Here is a 24,307-nt window from a genome sequence, read left to right as displayed (position 1 = left end):
CGCAGCTTGCTTGGGCCGAGGGCGGGGAATGGCAACGGATCACGCTGCCGATAGGCGCGTCAAGTTCTACGGCGTTCACGACTTGGGTAGTCACTGGCAGGCGGAGCGCGCCGCTGCCGTTCTCGAACACTTCGACTCGACAGCCGTTTCTCGGACGGTCGCTGACGTCCTCGAGCTGCACAACGCGCAACTGTTCGCGGCTAACGGCCTGTTCCCCGGTGCCTATAGCGACGAGCAGCAGGCAACCGCCCGTGCCCGGGTACGGGTCGCGCGCTCGGTGGTCGGCAGGTTCTTCAATGCCCTGAACGAAGGCAACCTGGCGGCGCAGGTTGGCGACGTCGGCTACGAGTACCACTCCGATTTGCTGGAGTTGTTCGCGCGCTTCAAGGTCTATGACCGCTGCAGCACGGCGACCGTCTTGTCGGTGCTCGATGACGCGGGCATCCGTCTGGGCGAGATGCTGGCCCAGCCGGACCTGGTGCGGGCTTGTGATGCCGAGCTGCGGGCCCGGTTGATCGCCGAACCGACCAACGCTGAGCAGTTGCTGCGTAAGTACCTGGAGCGAGATGCCCGACGCGCCGTCCACCTGCCGGCCAGCCTGACGACGGCCGATGCGCGGGCCTTGCTGGACGCCTTTCTGGAAAGTGACGACGCCAACCCCAACTGGGTGGAGCTGATCGCTACGGCCCCGCTGAACAGATACCCGGCCCTGGGGCTCGACGCCAAGCTCAAGCTCAAGGCCAAACGCAAGCATGACCGCTGGACCGAGGACTTCTTCCGGGAGAACACCGGCATCCGCACCGGCTGCGAGGTGGCCATTGCCGATGAGCAGTCGGAACCGGTGGAGGCCTCGCTCGATGGACTGGTCAGCAAGTTCTCCTACAGCCGACGGTGGCTGGAGGACGGTCTGGACTACCCGACAATCCTGAACAACTTCATCCACCTCTTCGAGTTCGCTGACCGGCACATGCTGCTGACGCTCCCGTCGTTCGACGCTCAGCGTGGGGGCATCGAGCGCTTGATGGGCGTCGCGGGCCGCGATGACTACCCGATCGGTGCGGCCTTCCGCCACAAGCATCAGGCCGCGCTGCTGCAGACGGCGCTATACCACCACTTCCTGCGCAGTCAGCAAATTGAGCTGGAAGCCGTCGTCGACTGGTACTTCAGCGACTACCTCCCGAGGCACTTCGGCGCGGCCAATCTCCGCTTCGTCTCGTCAAGTCAGGCAGCCAGCTACTTGGAGAAGAGCCGGCACCTCTTCGTTGAGATGGAGAGGGTCATCAAGCAGTTCGCGCTGTACGTAGAGAATGGGGAGCTGGACACCGAGCTGTTGGCCATCGCCTCAGACCAGGTCAGCTACAAGGCGATCCCCAGTCTGCTCGACGGCAAGTACGTCTATGCCAGCGACGACCGCGACATCCAGCAGGTCCTGTACCTGCTGTTTTCTGATCAATCCGAACTGGCCTACATCAACGAGGCGCTACGGGCCGACGACGCAGCCACTCTCTTGATCGCCAACCAGGTGGCCTACGGCGACTTTGAGGAGTACCAGCGGCGACGGGTGGACTACCTGATCGAGCAGGGCGTCTGGACTGACACGGGGAGCGCGTGCACTTCACCAGTCCGTACGAATTCCGGGTGTTGCGCGGCCTTTCCCATGCGGAGGCGGCCAGCTACTACCACTACCCGGCTGAAGCGCGGGCGCTGATCGACGCGATGGTGGCCAAAGGTTGGCTGGTGCGACGGAGCACCCTGCTGACGGATGCTGAGGCGAGCTACTTCAATTACAGCCTGAACCAGTCCGAGTTCAGCAACGGACCGGACCTACGTAACCGCTACCTCCACGGCTCGCATATGGATGCCAGCGACGAGGACGAGCACTTCCGAACGTACGTGACGGCACTCAAGCTACTCATTGCGCTCGTCATCAAGATCAACGACGACTTCTGGTTGCAGGCTGACGAGACAAGCGGGGACCCGACAAGTTAGGTCGAGTCGGTCGGTACCTAGTGAGTCGCGAACCCGCTCGCGCTGGTGTTCAGCGGACGGCAGCACCGCCACGTCGTCGGATTTTTCACGAATCGGGAAACGTGTCCCTTAGTGGGCCGCTACGGGACACCTGCCAGGCGAAGCAGGAATCTGCTTGAGCGAGGCCGAACGGTGGCTCGCGCAACGGCCGGTGACGGCTACCGCGCCGTCCGAACGGTGACGAGGAACTCCACGCTGTTCGATGCCACGACGTCACCGGTCCAGGGGCCTCGAGGTGGCCGTCGTCGCCGTCGTAGCCGCGCAGCGCCTGCCCGCTCGGTACGCGATGGATCGGCTGCGCTGTCCCGTCGTCCTCGACCACCTGGATCTCGATCACGCGTCCGTGGACCCGCTCCTCGGCCGCGACGCTGAGTCCGCCGTGGTGCGACTCGACGCGGCGTAGCCGGCCGTCCGGCCCGGTGTAGCGGATGCACTGGAGGTCGACGAGCTGGTTCCGCTCGATGGCTTCCCGCAGCACTCGTGCTCCCAGCCGCCCACCTCTACGACGACGTCCACCACATCAACCTATGCCCGGCCGATGTTCGTCCCTAGGTGGGCCGCTCAGGGACAGAAGGCGGCTTCAAAGATCGACCTAGTCACGGTCCACGGACCTCACGGACCCTTCTTCCTCCTCTCCGCAAGCTTCGTGATCAGCCCGTACTTGGCGAAGACCAGGACCATGACCAAGAGCCCCAGTCCGACCGCCAGCAGCGTCTCCATCGGTGCAGGCCCTCCAGGGGAATTTGGGGACACGGTGGGACCCGTTCACTTACGGCGAATCAGCGTGAGCCCTGCTCGTCGCTTGCCCGCTGAACCGCTTCGGCGTGCCGCCCTCGTCCCAGGTACACGGTGCGGAAGTTCCAGGCTTCGATGGCAACGATGCCCAGAGTCCAGATGACGAGAAATGCCAGCCCCTCCGGTAGATCCCGTGCCCACCCGCGTCCATCCAAACCAGATGAGGAACGCCGCTACGGGCAGGCTGACCAGCCACATGACCCTGCTGAATCGGCTACCAGGGCGCATCAACTTCGGCCCTACCCACACCCACATCGCGGCCTCCCGCAGTCACCGCTCAAGATCTTTCCCGTCACTGAGACCTCAGCAGACCTCATCCATCTGCGCCATCGCGACGAACTCACTCCATCCACGCGGGTGCCCCTGATTGGGCCGCGCTGGGACACAGGGCGGCCTAGGAGACCCGGGCTGTCGCTAGTCACTTTCCTCTTCCTCATGAAGAAGAGGACGACAGCTCCAACACGGCGATCACGGGAAGGCCGGCGGACAGGACTATCGGAAAGTCCTGAGAGACGGCCGCCAGGATTGTCGTCTCAGTCATGGCTCCTCCCTACGTCGTTGGGCGGAGGCCCCGCTGGTGGATCCGCGGGCTGTCCGGATTGCGCAGGGCAGCATCAGCCCGAGCATGGCCGCAGCCGCTGCAACAGGGCCGTACGTCGCTCGGAGCGTCCCGACGCGAAGCCTTCCGGCGACCGCGCTCAACACCAGCGTGAAGCAGCTGACGATAAGGATTCCGAGCCCTACGTACTCAGCCGGGCTGTCGGCAACTATCTGGGTCTGGCCGCCGGCTCGGATGATCGCCACTACCCACGTTGCGGCCCACACCGTCCAGGCGGCGAGGTGGACCCCGCATAGGTCACTTCTCGGTCGCTCATAGCCGGCTCAACGTAGCGGCCAATTCGGGCATCGCCTCGCCGTCGGGTGCCGTATCGCCTGAACGAGTGCCCGGCTCGCGGCCCTTCGCTCCGACACCTTCGCGGCACGCTGTCCGCTACTGGGGCCGCTAAGCCTCGATCCACCGATGGGCTGAGCGCCGCGGACGGGCGCGGGAACGCCGAAATGCCCCTCTGACCTGGGAAGATACGACTTGTCTAAGGTCCGTATCGCCAGTTCAAGAAGGGCATCTCGTAGATGCAACTTTCTCACACCCGCCCGGTGGTGTCCGCGACGTTCGATGAGCCCAACCTCGTGTCGGCGGCAGGCCTGGTTCCGCTGATGGCGCTGGCCGGCAAGGCCGGGCTGCGGGAGCTGACCGACGAGCGGATGAGCGTGCCGACCGACAAGGGCGCCAACGCCGGTCTGAAGCTGTCCTCGCTGGTAGCAGGCATGGCCGCCGGCGCGGACAGCATCGATGACATGGCCCTGCTGCGGCACGGCGGCATGGGAAAGGTCTTCAGCGGCGCCTACGCCCCTCGACACTGGGGTCGTTCCTGCGCTCGTTCGCCTTCGGCCACGTCCGCCAGGCCGACGCGGTCGCCTCCCGGTTCCTGGTCGACCTCGCCGAGCACACCGAGCTGCTCGGCCGCGTGGAGGACTCGGGCACGGTGCTCGTTGATATCGACGACACCATCGTGGAGGTCCACGGATACCAGAAGCAGGGCGCCGCGTTCGGCTACTCCGGGGTCCGGGGCCTCAACGCCCTGCTCGCCACCGTCTCCACCGATCAGATCGCGCCGGTGATCGCCGCCCAGCGCCTGCGCAAGGGCTCGGTCGGCTCCCCGCGCGGGGCGGCCCGGCTGGCCACCGACACCCTCGCGCTGATCCGCCGCAGCCAGCTCACCGGCCGGAACGTGCTGGTGCGAGCCGACTCGGCGTTCTACTCCCACGCCCTGGTCACCGCCGCGCTCAAGGCCGGCGCCGAGGTCTCGATCACCGTGCGGATGGACCCCGCCGTCAAGCGCGCGATCACGACGATCGGCGAGGACGCGTGGACCACGATCAAGTACACCGACGCGATCTACGACCAGGCCACCGGCACCTGGGTCTCCAACGCCCAGGTCGCCGAGATCCCGTTCACCGCGTTCGTCTCGAAGAAGAAGGCCGACCAGGTCTCCGGCCGGCTCGTGGTCCGCCGCATCCCCGAGCTCAATCCCACGCAGAGCACCGGACAGGAGACGCTGTTCGACACCTGGCGCTTCCACGCCTTCTTCACCACCACCGCACCCGCCGACCTCGACACCGTCGCCGCGGACCAAACCCACCGCCGGCACGCGATCATCGAGAACGTCCACGCCGACCTCAAGGCCTCCGCCCTGGCCCACCTGCCCTCGGGTGCCTTCAACGCCAACGCGGCCTGGCTGGTCTGCGCCGTCATGGCCTTCAACCTCACCCGCGCCGCCGCGACGGTGACCACGAGCCCCGCGCTGGCCAGAGCGGCAACCGCGACGATCCGCCGCAAGCTCATCCACGTCCCGGCCCGGATCGCGACCTCCGCCCGACGCCTCCATCTGCACCTGCCCAACCGCTGGCCCTGGCAGAAGGAGTGGTCAGCGCTCTACGACGCCCTTCTCACACGACCCGCCGCCACGGTGACCTGACAACGCCGCCGGTCCCTACGAGCAGGAGCAACAGTGGAAGTGCCGGGCAGACCGGCGGCTCCTTCACGCCCTGACGCCAGCGCAGCCACCTCGCCCGAGAACGAACCATGCCCCCGCTCAGTCGGTGGATCGAGGCTAAGGGACCCGGCTGGCCGGCTCGGACCGGAAGCTCCACGACCCGCTGTCAAGCCGTCGAGCGGGGGCGGCACCAGATCTCGCTACCGAGCGGCTGGCGATGATGCACTGATGTCCGCCCGCGCAAGGCATCGCCAGCGACGCGGCGACCTCAGGAGGCCAGTCATGCAGCCTCGTTCGCGCCGTCTACCCTCACACGACACCCACGCCCACCCCAGAACAGCCATAGCCGGCTGGCTGGACCTTCGGCGCGGGCCCGCAAGATCAGGAGCGAGGCGCCAGGGATCACGGGGGCAAGGCGCGGTAGCCCTGTCGCATCGGTCTTCCGTCGACACGGTTACCACATAGTTCGAGATGCCTTGATTGCCCTGCTCGCCGTAGCGGTCACCTTCACGTTGGACAATCGAATCGCCACGCGCCAGGAGCAGGCGGAGGAACGCCGGGCCGACCTGCAGGAAGAGGCAGAGGAACGCCGCGCTGACCAGCAGGAGGTTCTCGAGAATCTCCGCTTTGTCAGAGACCGGTCTGGGGACCGGACCAGCTTGAAACCATTCGGAAGCATGCTCCTGAGAGGCGCAAGCCTCAATGGCCTTGATCTCGGCTGCCCGAAAACCGATCTGACCCGTTGTGCGACGTTCGACTCAGCAGACATGAGAGAAACCGGGCTCGTCACTGCCAAGCTGAACAACGCTTCGCTTCGTGCGACGAACCTGACCGACGCGCATCTCACCGGGGCGGACCTCACCGACGCGGACTTCACCGAAGGGGACCTGATCGGCGCGGACCTCACCCGCTCAGACCTCACCCGCGCGGACCTCACCGAAGCGAATCTCACCGACGCCAATCTCACCGGCGCGAACCTCACCGACGCGGTCCTCCCACGCGCGGACCTCACCGGCGCCAGCCTCTGGTACGCGAAGCTCGGCGGCGCCAACCTCACCGGCGCCAATCTCAGCGGCCAGGACCACTGGTACGCGAGCTTCAGCGGCGCGAACCTTTCCTACGCCGACTTCACCGGCACGGAACTCTGGGCCGCGAACCTCACCGACGCGAACCTCACCGGCGCGAATCTCACCGGCGCGGGACTCTCGTCCGCGAACCTCACCGGCGCGAACCTCACCGACGTCTGCTTCGACAACCGCACGATCTGGCCGCAGCGGTTCCAGCGCCCCGCCGTCGCTCATTGCGGCGGATAGGGCCGCGATTCTGCGCTCATCCACCAGGCACAGTGCCCAGCATCTGTCACGTAGTGGGCCGCACAGGGGCACCGAGTCGCCTCGAGCTGAGCGCTCCCGCGGGAATCGGATCAAGCGGCAGAGCTCGACGGGCGTCTGGGAAGAAGCCCCATGGGCGGCTCATTGGCCTCAGCTGAGGCGCTGGAACGAACGCCTTCCCACGCCCCGCTCCGCCGGCATGCAGCCAAGGCTGGTGCCCCAGGACTAATCCGTGAGGTCGCGGACGACGGCGTCGGCGAGGAGCCGTCCGCGGTCGGTGAGGACGGCGCGGCCCGCTGCGTGCGCGACAGGGTCGAGGAGACCGCGGGCGACGCAGTCCGCGGCCCGCGCGCGGCCGGTGTCGGACAGGAGACCGAGGGCCAGGCCCTCCCGCAGACGCAGGCCGAGCATGATCGTCTCCAGCGCGCGGTCGGCGTCGTCGAGCAGCTCGGCGTCCTGCGCCGGGCTCGTGCCGGCCGTCAGCCGGTCGGCGTAGGCGGCCGGGTGCTTCACGTTCCACCACCGGAGCCCGCCGACGTGGCTGTGCGCCCCGGCCCCACGCCCCACCAGTTGGCGTTGGCCCAGTACAGCTCGTTGTGCCGGCAGCGGGCGGCGTCCGACGTCGCCCAGTTCGACACCTCGTACCAGTCGAAGCCGGCCGCGCGCAGGGTCGTGTCGGCTTGCTCGTAGCGGTCGGCCAGCACGTCGTCGTCCGGCATGGGCAGCTCGCCGTTCCTGATCCGGCGGGCCAGCCGGGTGCCCTCCTCGACGATCAGGGCGTAGGCGCTCACGTGGTCGACCGGGCCGGAGAGGACGGCGTCCAGGAGGCGGCCCAGTCGGCGTCGGTCTCCCCGGCGTGCCGTAGATGAGGTCGAGGTTGACGTGCTCGAACCCCGCGGCGCGGGCCTCGTGCGCCGCCTCGACCGCCCGCCCCGGGGTGTGCCGGCGATCGAGGACGGCGAGCACGTGCTCGGCGGCGGACTGCATGCCGAGGCTGACCCGGGTGAAGCCGGCCTCGCGCAGCCGCGAGAGGTACCCGCGGTCGACGGTCTCGGGATTGGCCTCGGTGGTGACCTCGACGTCGTCCGACACCGGGAACAGGCGCCGGACCTCGGCGAGGACGGCCGCGAGGTCGTCGGCCGGGAGGAGCGTCGGGGTGCCCCCGCCGACGAAGACGGTGGAGACGGTGGGCAGCTCGGGGCCGAGGGTGGCCGCGGCCCGGCGCAGCTCGGCGATCGCCGTCCCGGCGTACTCGGCGCGGTTCGCGCCCGGGCCGAGCTCGTCGGAGGTGTAGGTGTTGAAGTCGCAGTAGCCGCAGCGGGTCGCGCAGAAGGGCACGTGCACGTACAGACCGAACGGCGTGGTGGCGAGGTGCTCGCGCGCGCTGTCCGGCAGGGCGTCGGGACCGGGCGCGCCGGCCGGCACGCCGGGACCCGGGAGCAGCGGCAGGACGGTGTTCATCTGCTCCCAGTGTGCCGCGCCGGCGCCCACGACCGGCAGGATGCCGGGTGTGACTTCCGATCGTGTGGTGCAGGTCGAGGTGTCCCGCGGCGTCGCGACGCTGACCCTCGACTCCCCGCCAACCGCAACGCCCTGTCCCGCGCCGTGCGCACGCAGCTGCGGGCGGCCCTGTCCGATGCGCTGGCCGACGACGCGATCCGGGCCATCGTGCTCGACCACACCGGGCGGGTGTTCTGCTCCGGGATGGACCTCGCCGAGGCCGCGGGCGGTGGCGTGCAGGACCAGGGGGTCCGCGAGTTCCCGGACCTCCTCGAGATGATCTGGTCGTCGCCCAAGCCGGTGGTGGCGGTGGTGCGCGGGCCCGCGCGGGCTGGCGGGGTCGGGCTCCTGGCCGCCTGCGACGTCGTGGTCGCCGGCGCCTCGGCCACGTTCGCGTTCTCGGAGGTGCGGCTCGGCCTGGTACCGGCCGTCATCTCCGCCGTCGTCGTCCCCCGGATGCTGCCGCATGTGGCGCACCGGCTGATGCTGACCGGCCAGGTCTTCGACGCCGACGTCGCGGTGGGCGGCGGCCTGGTGGACCTCGTCGTCCCGGACGACGTCGTCGATGCCGAGGTCCGGGCGCAGCTGGTGCACCTCACTGCGGGCGCGCCGGCCGCACTGGCCGAGACCAAGCGCCTGCTGCGGGCCGGCACGGCGCTGGAGTTCGACGAGCTGCTCGACCTCTCGGCCCGGTTCTTCGCCAGCGAGGAGGGCCAGGAGGGCATCGCCTCCTTCCGGGAGAAGCGCTCCGCCCGCTGGGTGCCGAGCGGCGACTAGATGTCTCAGCAGGCCCTGCTCTGCCCACAGCTCGTCGGCAGAGCAGAGCCTCCGACGTCAGAGGACGTAGGTGGCGATCATCTGGCCGAGCTGCCGGATGTCGGCGTTGCCCTTGAACTCCAGCCGTACCTTGCCCAGGCCGCTGAACCAGAGGTCGAGCTCCGCGTCGAGGTCGAACGTGCCCGCCGTCTCGATCGAGAAGGCCTGGACCTTGCTGTAGGGCAGAGAGGTGAAGTCGCGCTTCTTCCCCGTCATCCCCTGCACGTTGACGGCGATGAGCCGCTTGTTCGTGAAGACGACGAAGTCACGCATGGCCTTGAAGCAGGCGACGATCTGCTCGTTCTGGATCATCAGCGGCGCGACGGCCGGGCCGATTTCCTGCGGGTGGATGGCGCTGAGTTTGAAGACGGAGCCGTTCGAGAAGTCGATCACGACCGCACGTTAGGTGCTCAAGGTGGCACTTATCGTCATCCACGCCGGAGTTTCAGCGCAGGCGGCGGGTGTTGTCCGGGAGTCGGACCGTCACCGCCTGCGCGTCGAGCCACTCGGCCAGGGGGACCGCCACCCGACGGCTGGTGCCCCAGGCTTGCCGGGCCTGGCTCAGCGTGAACGGCTGCTCGATGCTCGCGAGACGGGCCCGGGCGACCTCGGCGATCGTAGGCGCGAGGTAGACGCCGTCGCCGATCCGCACGAGCTGCCCGCTGCGGACGGCTGCGGCCAGCTCCCGCACCCCCAGCCCAGCCGCGACCAGGTCCGGCGCCTCGAGAGCGGCGAACGGGTCCTGCGCGAGCCGAGCCCGGATCTCGTCGACCGCCCGTTGCACCTCCGGCGGGAGCTCGGCGGCCGCGTCGACCACCCGTCCCGCGCGCAGTTCCAGCGGCGGGCGGACCACTGCGGCCACCAGCTCGGCGTCCGGCAGGTCGAGGGCGCGTCGCACCACCTCGACCGGCGGTCCCGGCTCCAGCGGTCGCAGCCGCCGGTAGCGAACGACGACGTCGGGCACGCGGGCGGCGAGATCGTCCTGCAGTCCGGCGGCCATCAGCCAGCCGCCGTGGAGGGAGGCACCCTCCGGGATCGGCCAGCCCATCGCCGTGAAGTCCTCGGTCCGGACGATCCTGCGGCGCGCCAGGTCGACCGCGGCCCCCGCCGCCCCCGTGGCTGGGCGGCCATGTCCGCGGCCCGCGCGCGCGCCGCCCCGCGTCGCTGCAGCTCCGGCGGGTCGACGTCCCGGACGTCGGCCCCGAGAACCCTTCGAGCGCCGGGATCGCGGAGCAGGAGCCGGTCCCCACGCGCAGCGGCAGGGGCGCGCCCAGCCGCAGGCGGACCATCGAGCCCTCGAGCGGCCGCAGCCGGGCGGCGACGGCCGCGGATCCGATGTGCACCACCGGTTCGGCCGGCAACCGCTCCCCTGCTCGCCGTCGAGCGCCACGTCGACGAGTTCGGTGGAGCGGAAGGCGTCCGGGGTCAGGAGGACGTCGCCGCGCGAGAGTGCCTCGACCGCGACGTCCCGGAGGTTGAGCGCCACGCGGGCGACGGCGGTCGCCCGCTCGACCGGCGCTCCCAGCGACTGCACCCGCCGGACCACCACGTCCCGGCCGCCGAGCACGAGCCGGTCGCCGGCGGCGACGCTCCCGGCCGCGAGGGTCCCGGTGACCACCGTGCCGGCTCCCCGGATGGTGAAGGCGCGGTCGATCCACAGCCGCACGGGCGCGGACGGATCGGCCGGCGGCAGACCGACCAGCAGCGCCTCCAGGGCGGTCCCGAGGTCGCGGATGCCGTCGCCGGTGACGGAGCTGACCGCGACGGCGGGGACGTCGCCCATGGACGTGGCCGCCAGCCGCTCCCGGACGTCGGCCACCACCGGCGCCGGGTCGGCGAGGTCGGACTTCGTCACTGCGAGCAACGCGTGCCGCACGCCGAGCGCGTCGAGCACCGCGACGTGCTCCGCCGTCTGGGCGGACCAGCCGTCGTCGGCGGCGACCACCAGCAGGGCGGTCGGCACCGGCCCGACGCCGGCGAGCATGTTGCCCACGAACTTCTCGTGCCCGGGCACGTCGACGACCGCGACCCGGCGACCCGAGCGCAGCGTCGTCCAGGCGAAGCCGAGGTCGATGGTCAGGCCGCGGCGGCGCTCCTCCGCCCAGCGGTCGGGCTCCATCCCGGTGAGCGCGCGGACGAGGGCGGACTTGCCGTGGTCCACGTGCCCGGCCGTGGCGATGACGTCCATGTGGTTGACGTCCGACTGTTCCGTCTCTGGAGGCGTCATCGTGCGGCGGCCGCCAGCACCGCACCGGCCAGCTCCTCGTCCGCCGACGGCGGGAGGCTGCGCAGGTTGAGCAGCGTGCGGCCGTCCTCCACGTAGCCGACCACCGGCGGGGTGCCCAGCCGCAGCAGGACGGCGAAGGATTCCGGCAGGGCGACTGCCGCACTGCCCAGCGGGTGCTCGGGAGCTCCGCCCCGCCCACGCGCGCGTCGGCGTCGACGGCCCGGGCATCGAGGCCCGCGTCGGCGAAGCGCGCGGCCAGCCCCGGGCCCGCTGCCGGAGCCCCTCGAGGTCGGCGGCGAGCATCTCCTGCACCGGTGGCAGCGGCCCGCGCAGCGTCGCCTCCAACGCCGCGAGCGTCGTCTTGTCGACCCGGAGGGCCCGGTAGAGCGGATGCCGCCGCAGCCGCTGCACGAGCTCCGTCCGGCCCAGGACGAGCCCCGCCTGCGGGCCGCCGAGCAATTTGTCACCGCTGGCCAGCACGAGATCGGCGCCGGCGGCCAGCGTGCTCTGCAGATCGGGCTCGTCCGGCAGCAGCGGATGCGGGCGCAGCAGTCCGGACCCGATGTCGGCCACCAGCGGCGTGCCCGTCCCGGCGAGCGCGCCGGCCAGTTCGCCCACCTCCACCTGCCGGGTGAACCCGCGGACGACGAAGTTCGACGGGTGCACCTTGAGCACCGCCCCGTCTCCGGCCCGAGAGCGCCCCGGTAGTCGGCGAGCGTGACCCGGTTCGTGGTCCCCACCTCGCGCAGGCGGGCGCCGGTGGAGGTCAGCAGCTCCGGGATGCGGAAGCCGTCGCCGATCTCGACCAGCTCGCCGCGCGCGAGCACCAGCTCACGCCCCTGGCCGAGGGCGGTCGCGACCAGGGCCAGCGCGGCGGCGCAGTTGTTGACGACGATCGCGGCCTCGGCGGCCGGGACCGCGTCGAGCAGGGCAGCGATGGCCGCCTCGCCCCGCGGACCTCGCCGCCCGCTGGTCAGGTCCAGCTCGACGTCGGTGGTGCCGGCGGCCGCGGCGATCGCCTCGACGGCCGCGGAGGACAGCGGCGAGCGCCCGAGGTTGGTGTGCACGAGGACGCCGGTCGCGTTGAGGACCGGCCGCAGGCTGCTCGCCGTCCCCGGCAGCGAGGCGAGCACCGCATCGACCGCTTCCGGCGGCGCCACCTCGCCGTTCCGGATCCGCTGCTGCACCTGCTGCACCGCGCCCTTGACCAGACCACGCCCCAGCCGCTCGCCCGCGGCGGCGAGCCGCGGGTCGGCGAGCAGGGTGTCGGTGCGCGGGACCTGCCGGCGGGGATCGGCGCTCATCGCCCCGCAGCGTAGGCGGAACTCGATCGTTCTCACCCGTTCGTCGACTTCAGCTCGCTCTCGCGGTGCTGGATCGGGGAAAATTCTGGCGGAGGCGGACGGGAATCGAACCCGCCTGACCGAGATGCTCGGCCACGTCGGCTTTAGAGGCCGCGGGGGTCACCAGACACCCTGACGCCTCCGCCGGCCACCTTACGGGGCGGCGGTCGCCGGAAATTGTCGGAGGGCGGTGCCAGCATCCCGATCGTGAACCACCACGAGTCCTCCCCGCCGCGACGCTGCCCCCGGTCACGCTCGGCCCCGAGGAGGCGGCGGCCGTCGCGGTCGCCCTGGCCGCCCGGCCCGACGGCCCCTACTCCGAGGCGGGGCGGGGCGCTCTGGAGAAGGTCCTGGAGGTGCTCGAGCCCGATCCTCGCCGGCGCGCCGAGCTCCTGGCCACCAGTCTCTGGGTGAGCGCCGAGGCAGGCCGGTCGGCCGAGATCCGCTCGGTCGTCGAGGAGGCCGTCACCCGGCGCCGGGTCGTCTCGCTGCGCTACCGCGACGGCAAGGGCCAGGCCACGCGGCGGGAGGTGGAACCGCAGCTGGTCGTCCAGAGCAGCGACCAGCTGTTCCTCGTGGCGTGGTGCCGGGAGCGCGACGCGCTCCGCTGGTTCCGCGTCGACCGGATCGAATCCGCGAACCCGACCGGTGAGACCGCCCCCGGCGTGAGCTCACCGGGCTGGGTGCACCGCCGTCGACAGGGCATCCCGCCGGCCGGAAGCTGGGTCGCGCCCCGTCGGCGCCCCGGCCTGCACCGCCGCGGCTGACGGTCCTCCCCGGCGGCCGCGCCTGATGGCCCTGCTGCAGGGCCCTCCATCGGCCCCGTCCAGAGGCTCTTCCCGAGCTTGCGAGGGATGAGGAGGACGGGGTCCTTCTTCAGTCGGCGGCGCAGATCTCCGCCATCTCGGCCAGGTAGTCGGCCAGTGGCTCCAGGCGGGCAGCCGCCCGGAGACCCTCGACCGCGGCCGGGTCGGCGAGCGGAGTCGCAGGCTGCGGGCCATCCGGACCGCACCCCACCTGGGTGCCGTACGTCTGGGGCTGCCCCGCCCCGACGGCCACCCGGTCCTCGAGGTACGCGAGGTTGCCCGGTGACGCCTGCCCGGCCGCCACGGCTGTCCGCAGGAGCTCCAGCGCCCGCCGCTGGAAGGCCGGGTCCTGGTCGGAGTGCTGGGCGATGGCCCAGGCGGCGTCCTCGCCGTCCTCGCCGACGAGCTGGACGGTCGGCCACCCGTGCTCGTCGAGGATTTCTTCGAGCCGTTCGGTACGGGCGGCGTCGCCCTCGGCGTCCGGACCGCCCGTGCGGCCGCTCTGGTCCCGCCCGAGCATGGCGAGCAGTTCCTCGTGCAGTTGCTGGTCGAAGCCCGGGGCCGCGACTCCTTGGCCGTGGCGCTCGTCGTCGTGGCGGACCTGGACGGGGCCGCGGACGTCCCGGAACCGTCGTCCGAGCAGCCGGTCACGAGCACGACCACGAAGGCGAGCAGCAGCATGCGCATGGCGACCTCCACGGGGCCCTGGCTCATGATCACGCCCCGCCCCGCTGGGGCTACCGTCGGAGGCGTGACCACCGCACCCGCCCGCATCCGGCTCACCCAGTACGCGCACGGCGGCGGCTGCGCCTGCAAGATCCCGCCCGGTGAGCTGGAGTCCGTCGTCGCCGGGCTCACCTCCACCGGCCCCGCCTCCCCAACGCCGAGCTCGTCGTGGGGCTGGACGACGGCGACGACGCCGCGGTCGTGCGCCTCCCGGGCGGCCAGGGGCTGGTGCTCACGACCGACTTCTTCACCCCCGTGGTCGACGACGCCTACACGTTCGGCCGGATCGCCGCGGCCAACGCGCTGTCCGACGTGTACGCGATGGGCGGCAGCCCCGTCGTCGCCGTCAACCTGCTCGGCTGGCCGCGCGACGTCCTTCCCGCCGAGCTCGCCGCCGAGGTGCTGCGCGGCGGCCTCGAGGTGGCCCAGGAGGCGGGGTGCCACGTCGGCGGCGGCCACTCGATCGACGATCCCGAGCCCAAGTACGGGATGGCCGTGACGGGCCTGGTCGACCTCGACCGGATCATCCGCAACGACGCCGCCGTGGCCGGGACCGCCCTGTCGCTGACCAAGCCGCTGGGCGTCGGCGTCCTGAACAGCCGGATGAAGGCGACCGGCGAGGTGTCGGAGGAGGCGGTCGCCTCGATGACCACGCTCAACCGGGCGGCCGGTGAGGCCGCGGTCCGCGCCGGGATCCGGGCGGGCACCGACGTCACCGGCTTCGGGCTGCTCGGGCACCTCTACAAGATGGCCCGCGCGAGCGGGGTGACCGCGGTGGTCGACGCCGCCGCCGTCCCCTACCTGGCCGGCGCGCGGGAAGCGCTGGCCGAGGGTTCGTCTCCGGCGGCACCCGCCGCAACCTGGACTGGGTCCGGCCGCAGACCGACCTGTCGGCGGTGTCGGAGGACGAGGCTTTGCTGCTCGCCGACGCCCAGACGTCGGGCGGCCTGCTGCTGGGCGGCGAGGTACCCGGGGCCCCGGTGATCGGCGAGTTCGTGGAGCGCGGGGAGTTCGTCGTCGTCCTCCGCTGACGGGGCGTCTTCCGCCGCGAGCCCCCGCGCGCACGGGTTGCCGTCGCCGCTGATCGGCGGCTCGGTTAGCGTCCGACACATGCTCGCCGCCTTCGTCTCCACCGCCGCCCCGAAGGACCCCTCTCCGTGCTGGAGGTGGGCGACCGGCCGGAGCCGGAGGCGCCCGAGGGCTGGACGACGATCCAGGTGAAGGCGGTCTCGCTCAACCACCACGACCTGTTCAGCCTGCGTGGCATCGGTCTGCCCGAGGAGCGGATGCCGATGATCCTCGGCACGGACGCCGCGGGCATCGACGAGGACGGCAACGAGGTCGTGGTGCACGGCGTGATCTCCACGCCGGACTGGATGGGCGACGAGACGCTGGACCCCAAGCGGTCGCTGCTCTCGGAGGTGCACCAGGGGTCGATGGCCGAGAAGGTCGCCGTCCCGAAGCGGAACCTGCTGCCCAAGCCCTCCGAGCTGTCGTTCGGCGAGGCCGCCTGCCTGCCCACGGCCTGGCTGACCGCCTACCGGATGCTGTTCGTGAAGTCGGGGCTGCGGCCGGGTCAGACCGTGCTCGTGCAGGGCGCCAGCGGTGGCGTCGCGACGGCGCTGATCGTGCTCGGCCGCGCCGCCGGCTTCCGGGTCTGGGTGACCGGGCGCAGCGAGGAGAAGCGGGCCGCGGCCCTCGCCCTCGGTGCCGACGAGGCGTTCGAGACCGGCGCCCGGCTGCCCGAGCGGGTCGACGGCGTCATGGAGACCGTCGGTGAGGCGACCTGGAGCCACAGCATCAAGTCGCTCAAGCCCGGTGGGGTGCTGGTGACCTCCGGTGCCACCACCGGCTTCAACCCGGGCGCGGAGCTCAACCGGGTGTTCTTCACCCAGCTGTCGGTCGTGGGCTCCACGATGGGCACCAAGGCCGAGCTCGAGTCCCTGATCCGGATGTGCGCCGTCACCGGCATCCGCCCGCAGATCGACGTCGAGCTGCCGCTGCGCGAGGCGCGCGACGGCTTCGCCCGCATGCTCGAGGGCCGGACCAACGGGAAGATCGTCTTCACGCTCTGAGAAACACCCCTGCCCCCCGCCGCTCGCGCGCTCGCGGCGGGCCCCTGCAGGGGGCCGCGACGCCTACGTCGGCTACGTCGAGGACACCGGCATGAGCGAGTACCGCCGGACACCGGGCAACCGGGTGCTCACATGCTCACCCGCGACCTCGACGACGGGCGCACCGAGATCCTGACGCTGAGCTTCTGGAAGTCACGCGAGGTGATCGCCGGCTTCGCGGGCGACGACATATCCCGCGCCGTCTTCTACCCCGAGGACGACCGGTACCTGGTGGACCGGGAGGCCACGGTGACGCACTTCGAGGTCCACCCGGAGCCCTGAGCATCGGGTCCGGCGACGAGAGGGCAGTTGTGGTCGCCCTGCCCGGCGTGTCCTCACGTGTCGCCGACCGCAACCGCTCACTCGAACCGCCGTGTCAACCGGAATTGACAATCGTGGGGACGCAACTTAGGTTGACAACCATGGCGGACACAGCGCAGGTGGCATCGGCCGCCGGCAGCCGGGATCCCGCGATCGGCCTCAAGGCCGTGCGTTCCCTCCGGACGCTCGTCGAGCGGCTGGAGGCGCTGCAGGTGGGCAACGCGCGCGATCAGGGCTGGACGTGGGAGCAGATCGCCCAGCTCCTGGGCGTGACCCGGCAGGCGGTGCACAAGAAGTACGCGAGCGGTCGCGGGCCGCTCCGGCGGAAGGACTGACCATGTTCGAACGGTTCACCCTCGAGGCCCGGCAGACCGTCGTCCGTGCGCAGGACGAGGCGCGGCGGCTGCACTCCGGCCGCATCGGCACCGAGCACCTGCTCCTGAGCCTGCTGCGCCAGCCGACGCCGAGCGCAGCCGTGCTGACGCGGCACGGGCTCACCCACGACGCCGTGGTGGAGGCGGTCGTCGGCTATGTCGGCGACGGCGACCTGGACGCCGACGCGCTGACGGCGCTGGGCATCGACCTGGACGCCGTCCGCACCTCGGTCGAGGCGAGTTTCGGCCCCGGGGCGCTGGACCGGCCAACGGGCTCGACGGCGTCGGCCGGTCACATCCCCTTCACCCCCGCGCGAAGAAGGTGCTGGAGCTCTCGCTCAGGGAGGCCATCGCGATGAAGACGAAGATGATCACCGACGGGCACATCGCGCTCGGCCTGCTGCGCGAGGGCGAGGGCCTCGCCATGAGGGTCCTGACCGACCGCCGCGTCGACACGGTGGAGCTGCGCCGCGACCTCGCCGAGGCCCTCCGGGGGCCTGACCCCGTCGGGCCGTGCGTTCACCGGGCCGGACGAGGACGGCCGTCCTCTGCCGTCGCGTCGCGCAGCTGCGCGTTCAGCCGGGCGGCCTGGCGCGTCAGGTGGTCGCGCTCGGGCAGGTTGGCCGCGGCTCGGGCGGCGTCGGCGTAGAGCCGGGCCGCGGTGCCCGGGTTCCCGTCCCGCTCGTGCAAGTACGCCGCGACGGCGGTGTACCGCGGCAGCGCAGGGTCGAGCACGGCCAGGGCGGCCAGGCCGGCTCGCGGGCCGTCGGCCTCGCCGACCGCGACGGCGCGGTTGAGGCCGGCCACCGGGCTGCCGGTGAGCCGCACCAGCTCGTCGTACCACTCGACGATCTGCACCCAGTCGGTCTCCGGCGCGGTGCGGGCGTCGGCGTGGAGGGCGGCGATCGCGGCCTGGGCCTGGAACTCGCCCAGGCGGTCGCGGGCGAGAGCCGCCTGGAGCACCTCGACCCCTTCGGCGATCAGTCGGGTGTCCCACCGGGTGCGGTCCTGCTCGGCCAGGGGCACGAGAGTGCCGTCGGGGCGGGTCCGCGCCGGCCGTCGCGCGGAGTGGAGCAGCATGAGCGCGAGCAGTCCCGCCACCTCCTCGTGCTCGATCCCGGCCGCCAGCTGGCGGGTGAGCCGGATCGCCTCGGCGGCCAGGTCGACGTCGCCCGAGTAGCCCTCGTTGAAGACGAGGTAGAGGACGCGCAGCACGGTGCCGACGTCCCCGGGCTGGTCGAACCGCACGCCCGACACCGTCTTCTTGGCGCGGCTGATGCGCTGCGCCATGGTCGCCTCCGGCACGAGGTAGGCCTGCGCGATCTGCCGCGTGGTCAGCCCGCCCACCGCGCGCAGCGTCAGCGCCACCGCCGAGGCCGGCGTCAGGGTCGGGTGGGCGCACAGGAAGTAGAGCCGCAGCGTGTCGTCCACCGCCTCGGCCGGCCCGGGCACGGGCTCGTCGTCGACCAGGACCTCACGCCGCCGGCGGGAGGCGTCCGCCCGGACGACGTCGAGGAAGCGGCGCCAGGCGACGGTCACCAGCCACGCCTTCGGGTCCCGCGGAGGGTCGTCCGGCCACACGCGCACGGCCTCGACCAGGGCCTCCTGGACGGCGTCCTCGGCCGCCGCGAAGTCGACTCCGCGGCGGCCGAGGATCCCGATCACGGTGGGGATGAGCGCCCGCAGCAGGGCCTCGTCAACCGTGCGGTCCACCGAGAGTCACTCCGTGACGGTCGGCGGCATGGTGAGGAACGGGCGCAGCTCGAGCCACTCGTGGATCGGCTTCCCGCCGGCGCCCGGTGCAGCGGACAGCTCGCCGGCCAGTTCGATCGCCCGCTCGTAGCTGTCGACGTCGATCACCATCCAGCCGGCGATCAGGTCCTTGGTCTCCGCGAAGGGGCCGTCGGTGACCGGCGGCCGCCCTCGCCGTCGGAGCGGACCCACGTGCCGTCCGCCGAGAGGGCCTGACCGTCGACGAACTCGCCGGTTCCCTGGAGCCGATCGGCGAAGTCCTGCATGTACTGGATGTGGGCGGTGACCTCCTCCGGCGTCCACTGGTCCATCGGCACGTCGTTGACCGCTGCGGGGGCGCCCCGGTAGTGCTTGAGCAACAGGTACTTGGCCATCGTGTTCTCCCTGGTGAGGTGCGACCCATTCTGGCCGCCTCCACCCGGGGGACGGAGCCGCGCGGGGGTTCTCGACATCCCACGGCGTACTTTTTCCGACCTGCCTCGGGCGCGCGACGGTGCCCGGACGTGGTCCTGCACGTCCGGGCACCGTCGGGATGCGGTCGTCAGTCGATCGCCCGCGTGTACGCCCCCGCCTGCAGGACGCCCTGCGGGTCGTAGGTGTCGACCACCTGTCGGAGCCGGGCGAGCGTCGGCTCGTCGTAGGACCGACGGGCGGAGACGGCGTCGTGCGGGATCCCGAAGTTCGGCCACACGCCCCCGTGTCCCAGTCGGCCAGGGCGGTGAACACCTGGTCGGCGTGCGCCAGAGAGCCGGCGGCCATGCCCTCGTCGATCGCCATCCCGACCGTCAGCACGCTGAAGCGGGCCGCCCGGTGGTTGAAGGCGCTCGGGTGTGCGCCCTCGCGGGAGTAGGCCCCACCCAGGTGCCGGACCTCGACGATCACCTGCGGCGATCCCGACCCGGCGCCGGCGACGGAGAGCAGCCGCTCGGCCGCCTCCGCGGGGAACGCGTCCAGCAGGATCGCCGGGTCGACGACGGGCATCGGGTCGACCGGGTCGGCGTGCACCGAGTCGATCTCGGTGTAGGGCCGCAGCCGGGCGTCGTCCAGGATCACCGGCGCCACCTCCCGCAGCTGGTTCAGCAGCCGGGCGCCCTCGGAGGGCTCCCCGCCCACAGGAACCGGATGGCCAGGCTCATCCGGCCGGCGAGCGGCGGCGGGATCTCGGGCAGCGGCGGCAGCTGGAAGATCGCGAAGGACGTCGTCCCCAGTTCCGGCAGGTCGTCGGCCCAGCCCCGCCACCGGTCGACGACCCGGGCCGCGTCCGCCGCGTCGAAGTAGATCGCCCCGCCGTAGAACTCCGGCATCCGGATCAGATCGAACTCCATGGCAGTCACGATGCCGGCGGCGCCCTTGCCGCCGCGGAGCGCGAAGAACAGGTCGGGGTGCTCGGTCGCGGTCACCCGGCGGAAGACGCCGTCGCCGGTGACCACCTCGAAGGCGCGCACCCGGTCGGCGTTGATCCCGTACGTACGGGCCAGCGGACCGACGCCACCACCGGTCGTGTAGCCGACGATGCTGACGTCGGTGGTCGAGCCGTTGACCCCCGCCAGGCCGTGGGACGCCGCGATCGGGACCAGCCCCGACCACTTCACGCCGGACCCGATGCGGGCCCAGCCCTCCGGGTGCACGGTGACCTCGTCCAGGCCGCGGGTGAGGACGAGCAGATGGCCGGCGAGCGACCGCTCCGCGCCGTGGCCGGTGGCCTGCACGCCGGCGGTGAGGCCGCGGGCACCCGCGAAGCGGACGGCGGCGACGACGTCCTCGGCCGTGCGGACGGCGACGACGGCGGCCGGCCGCATCGGGACGGCGAGGTTCCAGGGGCTCACGAGCGCGTCGTACTCCGGCTCGCCGGGGGTGTGCAGGGAGCCGGTCAGCTCGGCGCGCAGGGCGTCGAACGAGATGTCCGAGTCGACGTAGGGGGCGTCGAGGGTGAGGGTCATGGGGTCCTCCAGGTCGGGTCTGACTGATGGAGGAACCGTGGGCCGTGGCCCTTGACGGGAGCCTGCGGTGAGGTTGAGGCGCGACTTGAGCCCGGCCTCAGGCCGGGCCGTGCGCCGCCAGGAAGAGACCGCCCGGGTCGACGGCACGACGGACGGCGGAGAGCCGAGCGTGCACACCGGGCGGGAACACCTTCCGGGTGTCGGTGCGCGCATCGACCATCGGCAGGTACTGCCGCCCTGTCGCCCAGGCCTCCACCGCGGCCAGGAACCGGCCGGCGTCCTCCCGCTGGCGTGCCCAGTCGGCGTCGTCCCCACCGCCGAGACCGAGACCCAGGGCGAGGAACTCCCCGTCCAGGGCGGCCAACGCGCCGCCGTCGGGATCCGGGCGGGACAGCGCCCCGCCGAGCTGGCGCAGCTCCGCTGCGGCCAGCCGCGTTCCCGAGCCGGGACCGACCGCCTCGACGATGCCGGCGATCGCCGCGTCGGGCAGGCCGGAGACGAGGGTGCTGCTGGCGTAGGCCGGCGTCGGCCCCTCGGGATCGAGGTGCAGCCGCACGAGCGAGGCCGCGGGCACGCGGGTGACCGTGTCGAACTCGGGGGCGAGGGCGCGCAGCGGCGCGAGGACCTCCGCGGCGGCGGCGTCGTCCCCCAGCACGGCGCCGTCGATCATGGCGATGCGCCGGCCCCGCAGTTCGGCCGGGACCGCGTCGTCGGCCGGGATGTCGAGCAGGCGGAAGGCCGTGGTGACCTCCTCGCGGGCATCCGCGCACCAGGCCACCCAGGCAGGGAGCACCCGCTCCACCGCCGTCCAGTCCCAGGACAGGTGCCCGGCGACGACGGTCTCGAGCGGGAAGAGCTGGAACTCGAGCGCGGTGACTACGCCCAGCGGCGCCGCGCCTCCGCGCAGCGCCCAGAACAGCTCGGGCTCCTCGTCAGCGGTCGCGCGCACGCAGGTGCCGTCGGCGAGGACCAGGTCGACGGCGGAGACGGCGTTGCACTGGAGACCCAGCTTCCGGGCGTACCAGCCGATGCCACCGCCCAGCGAGTAGCCGACGACGCCGACGTCGGGTGACGAGGGGTGCCGGGCGGCCAGGCCGTGCCGGCCGGCGAGCTCGGCCAGGTCTCCCCACAGCACACCGGCGCCCGCACGGACCGTCCGGCGGTCGGTGTCGATCTCCAGGTCCGTCATCGCCGAGGTGCGCAGCAGGACGGCGCCGCCCAATCGGCCCTCGAGCGGCGGGGCGCCGTGGCCCGTCCCCTGGGCGGCGACCTGCAGGCCCGCTCCCGCCGCCGCGACCAGGACCTCGGCCACCTCGTCGGGGAATGCCGGGTAGGCCACTGCGGCGGGGTGGTCGCGCACCTGGAGGTTCCACGGCGAGCGGGCCATGTCGTAGGCCGGGTCGCCCGGCAGCTGCACGGACCCACCGCACAGCCCGCGCAGCGCCTCAGCGGGGCCGGCGGCGCCGTCGGGATCTGCTGCTGCGTCACGGGGTCCTCCCGGTTGCCAGTGCCCGACCCTCGCCGCTGGGACTTGAGAGGAACTTGAGGCCGGCGGCGGACGCCTTCTCCAGCACCGTGCGCACCATGCCCGGGGTGAGGAACAGCTGCTGGGCCACCTCGCGGATCCCGAGCCCTCCGGCCGACAACTCGAGGATCCGGAGTTCGGTCGCCGTCGGCGCCAGGACGCTCTCCCGTTCGACGGCGTCGGGACACCCCCGCCGCTGGAGAGCCGCCCGTGCCCGGTCCCGGATGCCCACCGCGGCCCTGGCGTGCGCCTCCTCGAGCGCGGCGCGCAGCAACGGCACCGCCTCGTGGTCCGGCAGCTCCGGTCTCGCCCCCAGCGCGCAGCGGGCGCGGGCGAGGTCGACGGCGGCCGTCGTCGTGGCCAGCAGGCCGACCGCCTCCCGGAGGTGGTCCAGCCCCGCGGCTCCGCGGAGCTCGCCGAGCAGCCGCAGCGACGCGCCGAGATGACCGGGCGCGCCCCAGCGGCGCAGCAGCCGCACCTCCTCCTCGGCCACGGCGACGGCGTCGTCCGTACGGCCGAGGCCTCGGAGCGCGAGCGCCGCGGTGCTGCGCCATGGGTTCCACACCGGGTTCGGCACGGGAACCGGCGTCGGGACCGCGTCCAGCACCGCCAGGGCGCGGTCGTGGTGGCCCTCGGCGGTGAGCACCCGTGCGATCGCGTGCTGCAGGAGCCGGCCGCCGTCCCCCAGCGCGGGCGCCGCCCCCGCCGCATCGGCCGTGGCCCGCGCGGCGGCGAGATCGCCGCGGTCCAGGTGGCAGCCGATGAGGAAGGCCAGGGCGAAGGGCGGGGCGATGCCCGCGCCACCCCACATCCGGCTCTCGTCGAGGGCGTTGGCGAGGCACGAGTCGGCCTCGGTCAGCTCACCCCGGCGCCAGTGCCAGAACCCCTGCCACAGGTTGGTGGAGAGGACAGCGAACAGCGATCCGCGGGCATGCGCCTCGGCACGGGCGCGGGCCCAGAAGTCCCCCAGGTCGTCGTCGGCGAGCATGCGGATGATCGCCGCGACGACCCAGAAGAGCCCGTGGTCCACCGCCCACAGCCGGTCGCCCTCCAGCGCGAAGCGAGCCAGCCGGACGGCCCGCTCGCGGTCGGCGCCCTCGATGGTCACGTCGTAGGCCAGCGCCGCCGCCAGCATCTGTGCCCCGTACCCCTCCCCGTCCGGGTCCGGGACGGGGTGCCGCCAGAGGGCGGGGTCGAGCGCGTGCATGTAGCCGCTGACCAGCTCGATCGCCAGCAGGGCCTGGCGATGATCGGCCAGGTCGCCGGGCAGGGCGTCGGCGGCCCGCCTCGCGAAGGCGGTGGCCGCCCCGGGTGGGCTCGCGAACACCTGGGTCCGGGCGATCGCCACGGCGACGTCGGCCCGTTCCCGCGGGTCCGTCAGGCGCTCGTAGGCCTGGAGCAGGTGCTCGGTGCTCGCCGCGCCGTCCACCAGCGACTCCAGCATCCCGAGCTCGCGGAGGAGGTCGCACCGCTGCGCGTCGGCGGGCAGCTCCTCGAGCGCCCGCCGCAGGTAGGTCACGGCGCTGTCGGCCGCGCCGCGCTCGGCCGCCGTCCGCGCCGCGCGGCACAGCACCTCCGTCGCCTCGCCGTCGCCGCGGACCGGAGCCAGCAGCAGGTGTGCGGCCACCTGCTCGTCGGTGGCCCCGGCCGCGCGCAGCAGGCCGGCCGCGCGCTCGTGCCGCAGCGCCCGCTCCGCGGCCGGCTGGTCGCGGTACACCGCCTCGCGTACCAGCGGATGCACGAACGCCAGCGGCTGTTCGTCCTTGACGACCTCCGCGCGCGCGAGTGCGGCGAGGGCCGCGGCGGTGTCCGGTTCCGGCAGCTCCGCCAGCGCGGCGACCACGGGGAGCGGCGCTCCGTCGCCCAGCACGCCGGCGGCGCAGGCGACCGCCGGTGCCGCGCCCCCAGCCGGCGAAGCCGCATGAGCACCATGCTCGAGATCGCGCGGGACCCGACGGCGACGACAACGTCGGCGTGGGCGGCGTCGGGCCGGACCCCGTCGGCCTCGAGAGCGCGGAGCAGCTGGCGGAGCAACAGCGGGTTGCCCGACGTGGTGCGGTGGCAGGCCACCGCGAACAGGGGTGAGATCGGCTCCCCAGTCGCCGTCCGACCAGCTCGGTCACGGCGTCGAGGGACAGCGTCGTCGGCCGGAGG

At 72.2% G+C, this 24,307-nt stretch carries 21 protein-coding genes, 1 tRNA gene and 4 pseudogenes; 12 read left to right on the top strand and 14 right to left on the bottom strand.

The window, feature by feature from the left end; genetic code table 11:
- Positions 1-28 precede the first annotated feature (28 nt).
- A complete protein-coding gene (locus U6N30_RS08175; RefSeq protein WP_324276873.1) occupies positions 29-1,708 on the top strand; it encodes a hypothetical protein in 1,680 nt (559 codons plus the stop codon).
- Positions 1,639-1,989 carry a hypothetical protein gene (locus U6N30_RS08170; protein WP_324276872.1) on the top strand — a complete coding sequence of 117 codons (351 nt, stop codon included), beginning with the start codon at positions 1,639-1,641 and terminating at the stop codon, positions 1,987-1,989. The genes U6N30_RS08175 and U6N30_RS08170 overlap by 70 nt, the downstream gene beginning before the upstream one ends.
- 85 nt (positions 1,990-2,074) lie before the next feature.
- Here the strand turns inward: U6N30_RS08170 and U6N30_RS08165 are convergent, their stop codons facing one another.
- A complete protein-coding gene (locus U6N30_RS08165; RefSeq protein ID WP_324276871.1) occupies positions 2,075-2,506 on the bottom strand; it encodes a hypothetical protein in 432 nt (143 codons plus the stop codon).
- A 1,448-nt stretch (positions 2,507-3,954) separates the two neighbouring features.
- Between U6N30_RS08165 and U6N30_RS08160 the strand changes: the two are divergent.
- Positions 3,955-5,360, top strand: a pseudogene (locus U6N30_RS08160) (IS1380 family transposase).
- A 494-nt stretch (positions 5,361-5,854) separates the two neighbouring features.
- Positions 5,855-6,691 (top strand): pentapeptide repeat-containing protein, encoded by an 837-nt coding sequence (locus U6N30_RS08155; protein WP_324276870.1) that lies wholly within the window; start codon positions 5,855-5,857, stop codon positions 6,689-6,691.
- Positions 6,692-6,934: 243 nt separating this feature from the next.
- Here U6N30_RS08155 and U6N30_RS08150 read toward each other — a convergent pair whose 3' ends face one another.
- On the bottom strand, positions 6,935-8,200 hold the full coding sequence (locus U6N30_RS08150) for a coproporphyrinogen-III oxidase family protein (protein WP_324276869.1): 1,266 nt from the start codon (positions 8,198-8,200) through the stop codon (positions 6,935-6,937).
- A 114-nt stretch (positions 8,201-8,314) separates the two neighbouring features.
- Between U6N30_RS08150 and U6N30_RS08145 the strand changes: the two genes are divergently transcribed.
- A complete protein-coding gene (locus tag U6N30_RS08145; RefSeq protein ID WP_324276868.1) occupies positions 8,315-8,986 on the top strand; it encodes an enoyl-CoA hydratase-related protein in 672 nt (223 codons plus the stop codon).
- Positions 8,987-9,043: 57 nt separating this feature from the next.
- On the opposite strand, the gene U6N30_RS08140 is transcribed toward U6N30_RS08145, so the two are convergent.
- The 4 genes and pseudogenes from U6N30_RS08140 to U6N30_RS08125 form a co-directional block, all read right to left on the bottom strand.
- A complete protein-coding gene (locus U6N30_RS08140; protein WP_324276867.1) occupies positions 9,044-9,418 on the bottom strand; it encodes a PH domain-containing protein in 375 nt (124 codons plus the stop codon).
- Positions 9,419-9,470: 52 nt separating this feature from the next.
- Positions 9,471-11,252: a selenocysteine-specific translation elongation factor gene (gene selB / locus U6N30_RS08135; protein WP_324278207.1), complete on the bottom strand. Its 1,782-nt coding sequence runs from the start codon at positions 11,250-11,252 to the stop codon at positions 9,471-9,473.
- 375 nt (positions 11,253-11,627) lie between these two features.
- Positions 11,628-12,556 (bottom strand): annotated as a pseudogene (gene selA, locus U6N30_RS08130) (L-seryl-tRNA(Sec) selenium transferase); the annotation flags it as partial.
- Positions 12,557-12,642: 86 nt separating this feature from the next.
- Positions 12,643-12,738: transfer RNA gene (locus tag U6N30_RS08125), tRNA-OTHER, on the bottom strand.
- Positions 12,739-12,951: 213 nt separating this feature from the next.
- Between U6N30_RS08125 and U6N30_RS08120 the strand changes: the two genes are divergently transcribed.
- Positions 12,952-13,362, top strand: coding sequence for a helix-turn-helix transcriptional regulator (locus tag U6N30_RS08120; protein ID WP_324276866.1), 411 nt, complete (start codon positions 12,952-12,954; stop codon positions 13,360-13,362).
- A 109-nt stretch (positions 13,363-13,471) separates the two neighbouring features.
- Here the strand turns inward: U6N30_RS08120 and U6N30_RS08115 are convergent, their stop codons facing one another.
- A complete protein-coding gene (locus U6N30_RS08115; RefSeq protein ID WP_324276865.1) occupies positions 13,472-13,921 on the bottom strand; it encodes a DUF6624 domain-containing protein in 450 nt (149 codons plus the stop codon).
- Positions 13,922-14,173: 252 nt separating this feature from the next.
- Here U6N30_RS08115 and selD point away from each other — a divergent pair.
- The 6 genes and pseudogenes from selD to U6N30_RS08085 all read left to right on the top strand — a co-directional run.
- Positions 14,174-15,158, top strand: a pseudogene (gene selD / locus U6N30_RS08110) (selenide, water dikinase SelD).
- A gap of 126 nt (positions 15,159-15,284) precedes the next feature.
- A complete protein-coding gene (locus U6N30_RS08105) occupies positions 15,285-16,202 on the top strand; it encodes a zinc-binding dehydrogenase (protein ID WP_324276863.1) in 918 nt (305 codons plus the stop codon).
- Positions 16,203-16,334: 132 nt separating this feature from the next.
- A complete protein-coding gene (locus tag U6N30_RS08100; protein ID WP_324276862.1) occupies positions 16,335-16,523 on the top strand; it encodes a hypothetical protein in 189 nt (62 codons plus the stop codon).
- Between the two features lie 140 nt (positions 16,524-16,663).
- The gene (locus tag U6N30_RS08095) at positions 16,664-16,897 is read left to right on the top strand and encodes a helix-turn-helix domain-containing protein (protein ID WP_324276861.1); all 234 of its coding nucleotides are present in this window, start codon (positions 16,664-16,666) and stop codon (positions 16,895-16,897) included.
- Positions 16,898-16,899: 2 nt separating this feature from the next.
- On the top strand, positions 16,900-17,295 hold the full coding sequence (locus tag U6N30_RS08090; RefSeq protein WP_324276860.1) for a Clp protease N-terminal domain-containing protein: 396 nt from the start codon (positions 16,900-16,902) through the stop codon (positions 17,293-17,295).
- A pseudogene (locus U6N30_RS08085) lies at positions 17,292-17,378 on the top strand (Clp protease N-terminal domain-containing protein); the annotation flags it as partial. The gene U6N30_RS08090 and the pseudogene U6N30_RS08085, both read left to right, overlap by 4 nt.
- A gap of 77 nt (positions 17,379-17,455) precedes the next feature.
- On the opposite strand, the gene U6N30_RS08080 reads toward U6N30_RS08085, so the two are convergent.
- The 7 genes from U6N30_RS08080 to U6N30_RS08050 all read right to left on the bottom strand — a co-directional run bounded on the left by U6N30_RS08080 (position 17,456) and on the right by U6N30_RS08050 (position 24,023).
- The gene (locus U6N30_RS08080; protein ID WP_324276859.1) at positions 17,456-18,649 is read right to left on the bottom strand and encodes an RNA polymerase sigma factor; all 1,194 of its coding nucleotides are present in this window, start codon (positions 18,647-18,649) and stop codon (positions 17,456-17,458) included.
- Between the two features lie 6 nt (positions 18,650-18,655).
- On the bottom strand, positions 18,656-18,799 hold the full coding sequence (locus U6N30_RS08075) for a YciI family protein (protein ID WP_324278665.1): 144 nt from the start codon (positions 18,797-18,799) through the stop codon (positions 18,656-18,658).
- An 11-nt stretch (positions 18,800-18,810) separates the two neighbouring features.
- Positions 18,811-19,062 (bottom strand): hypothetical protein, encoded by a 252-nt coding sequence (locus tag U6N30_RS08070; protein WP_324276858.1) that lies wholly within the window; start codon positions 19,060-19,062, stop codon positions 18,811-18,813.
- Between the two features lie 167 nt (positions 19,063-19,229).
- Positions 19,230-19,379, bottom strand: coding sequence for a hypothetical protein (locus U6N30_RS08065; RefSeq protein WP_324276857.1), 150 nt, complete (start codon positions 19,377-19,379; stop codon positions 19,230-19,232).
- A 385-nt stretch (positions 19,380-19,764) separates the two neighbouring features.
- Entirely contained in the window at positions 19,765-20,628 is an 864-nt protein-coding gene (locus U6N30_RS08060; protein WP_324276856.1) for an FAD-binding oxidoreductase, read from the bottom strand.
- A gap of 97 nt (positions 20,629-20,725) precedes the next feature.
- Positions 20,726-22,045, bottom strand: coding sequence for an FAD-binding oxidoreductase (locus U6N30_RS08055; RefSeq protein ID WP_324276855.1), 1,320 nt, complete (start codon positions 22,043-22,045; stop codon positions 20,726-20,728).
- 67 nt (positions 22,046-22,112) lie between these two features.
- The gene (locus tag U6N30_RS08050) at positions 22,113-24,023 is read right to left on the bottom strand and encodes an ATP-binding protein (protein ID WP_324276854.1); all 1,911 of its coding nucleotides are present in this window, start codon (positions 24,021-24,023) and stop codon (positions 22,113-22,115) included.
- Positions 24,024-24,307: the final 284 nt, after the last annotated feature.

It is taken from the genome of Blastococcus brunescens (assembly GCF_035320885.1).
In the GTDB taxonomy this organism is placed as follows: Bacteria; Actinomycetota; Actinomycetes; order Mycobacteriales; family Geodermatophilaceae; genus Blastococcus_B; species Blastococcus_B brunescens.
The sequence above is the reverse complement of the archived record's forward strand: the minus strand, read 5'-3'. Positions and strand labels throughout refer to the sequence as shown.

What these genes read in the sequence shown, in the direction of transcription:
- U6N30_RS08095 (WP_324276861.1), top strand. Translation starts at nt 16,664, where the DNA reads ATGGCGGACACAGCGCAGGTGGCATCGGCCGCCGGCAGCCGGGATCCC.
- U6N30_RS08090 (WP_324276860.1), top strand. Translation starts at nt 16,900, where the DNA reads ATGTTCGAACGGTTCACCCTCGAGGCCCGGCAGACCGTCGTCCGTGCG.
- U6N30_RS08070 (WP_324276858.1), bottom strand. Translation starts at nt 19,062, where the DNA reads ATGGCCAAGTACCTGTTGCTCAAGCACTACCGGGGCGCCCCCGCAGCG.
- selB (WP_324278207.1), bottom strand. Translation starts at nt 11,252, where the DNA reads ATGACGCCTCCAGAGACGGAACAGTCGGACGTCAACCACATGGACGTC.
- U6N30_RS08060 (WP_324276856.1), bottom strand. Translation starts at nt 20,628, where the DNA reads ATGACCCTCACCCTCGACGCCCCCTACGTCGACTCGGACATCTCGTTC.
- U6N30_RS08075 (WP_324278665.1), bottom strand. Translation starts at nt 18,799, where the DNA reads ATGGTGATCGACGTCGACAGCTACGAGCGGGCGATCGAACTGGCCGGC.
- U6N30_RS08115 (WP_324276865.1), bottom strand. Translation starts at nt 13,921, where the DNA reads ATGCTCGGGCGGGACCAGAGCGGCCGCACGGGCGGTCCGGACGCCGAG.
- U6N30_RS08175 (WP_324276873.1), top strand. Translation starts at nt 29, where the DNA reads ATGGCAACGGATCACGCTGCCGATAGGCGCGTCAAGTTCTACGGCGTT.
- U6N30_RS08100 (WP_324276862.1), top strand. Translation starts at nt 16,335, where the DNA reads ATGCTCACCCGCGACCTCGACGACGGGCGCACCGAGATCCTGACGCTG.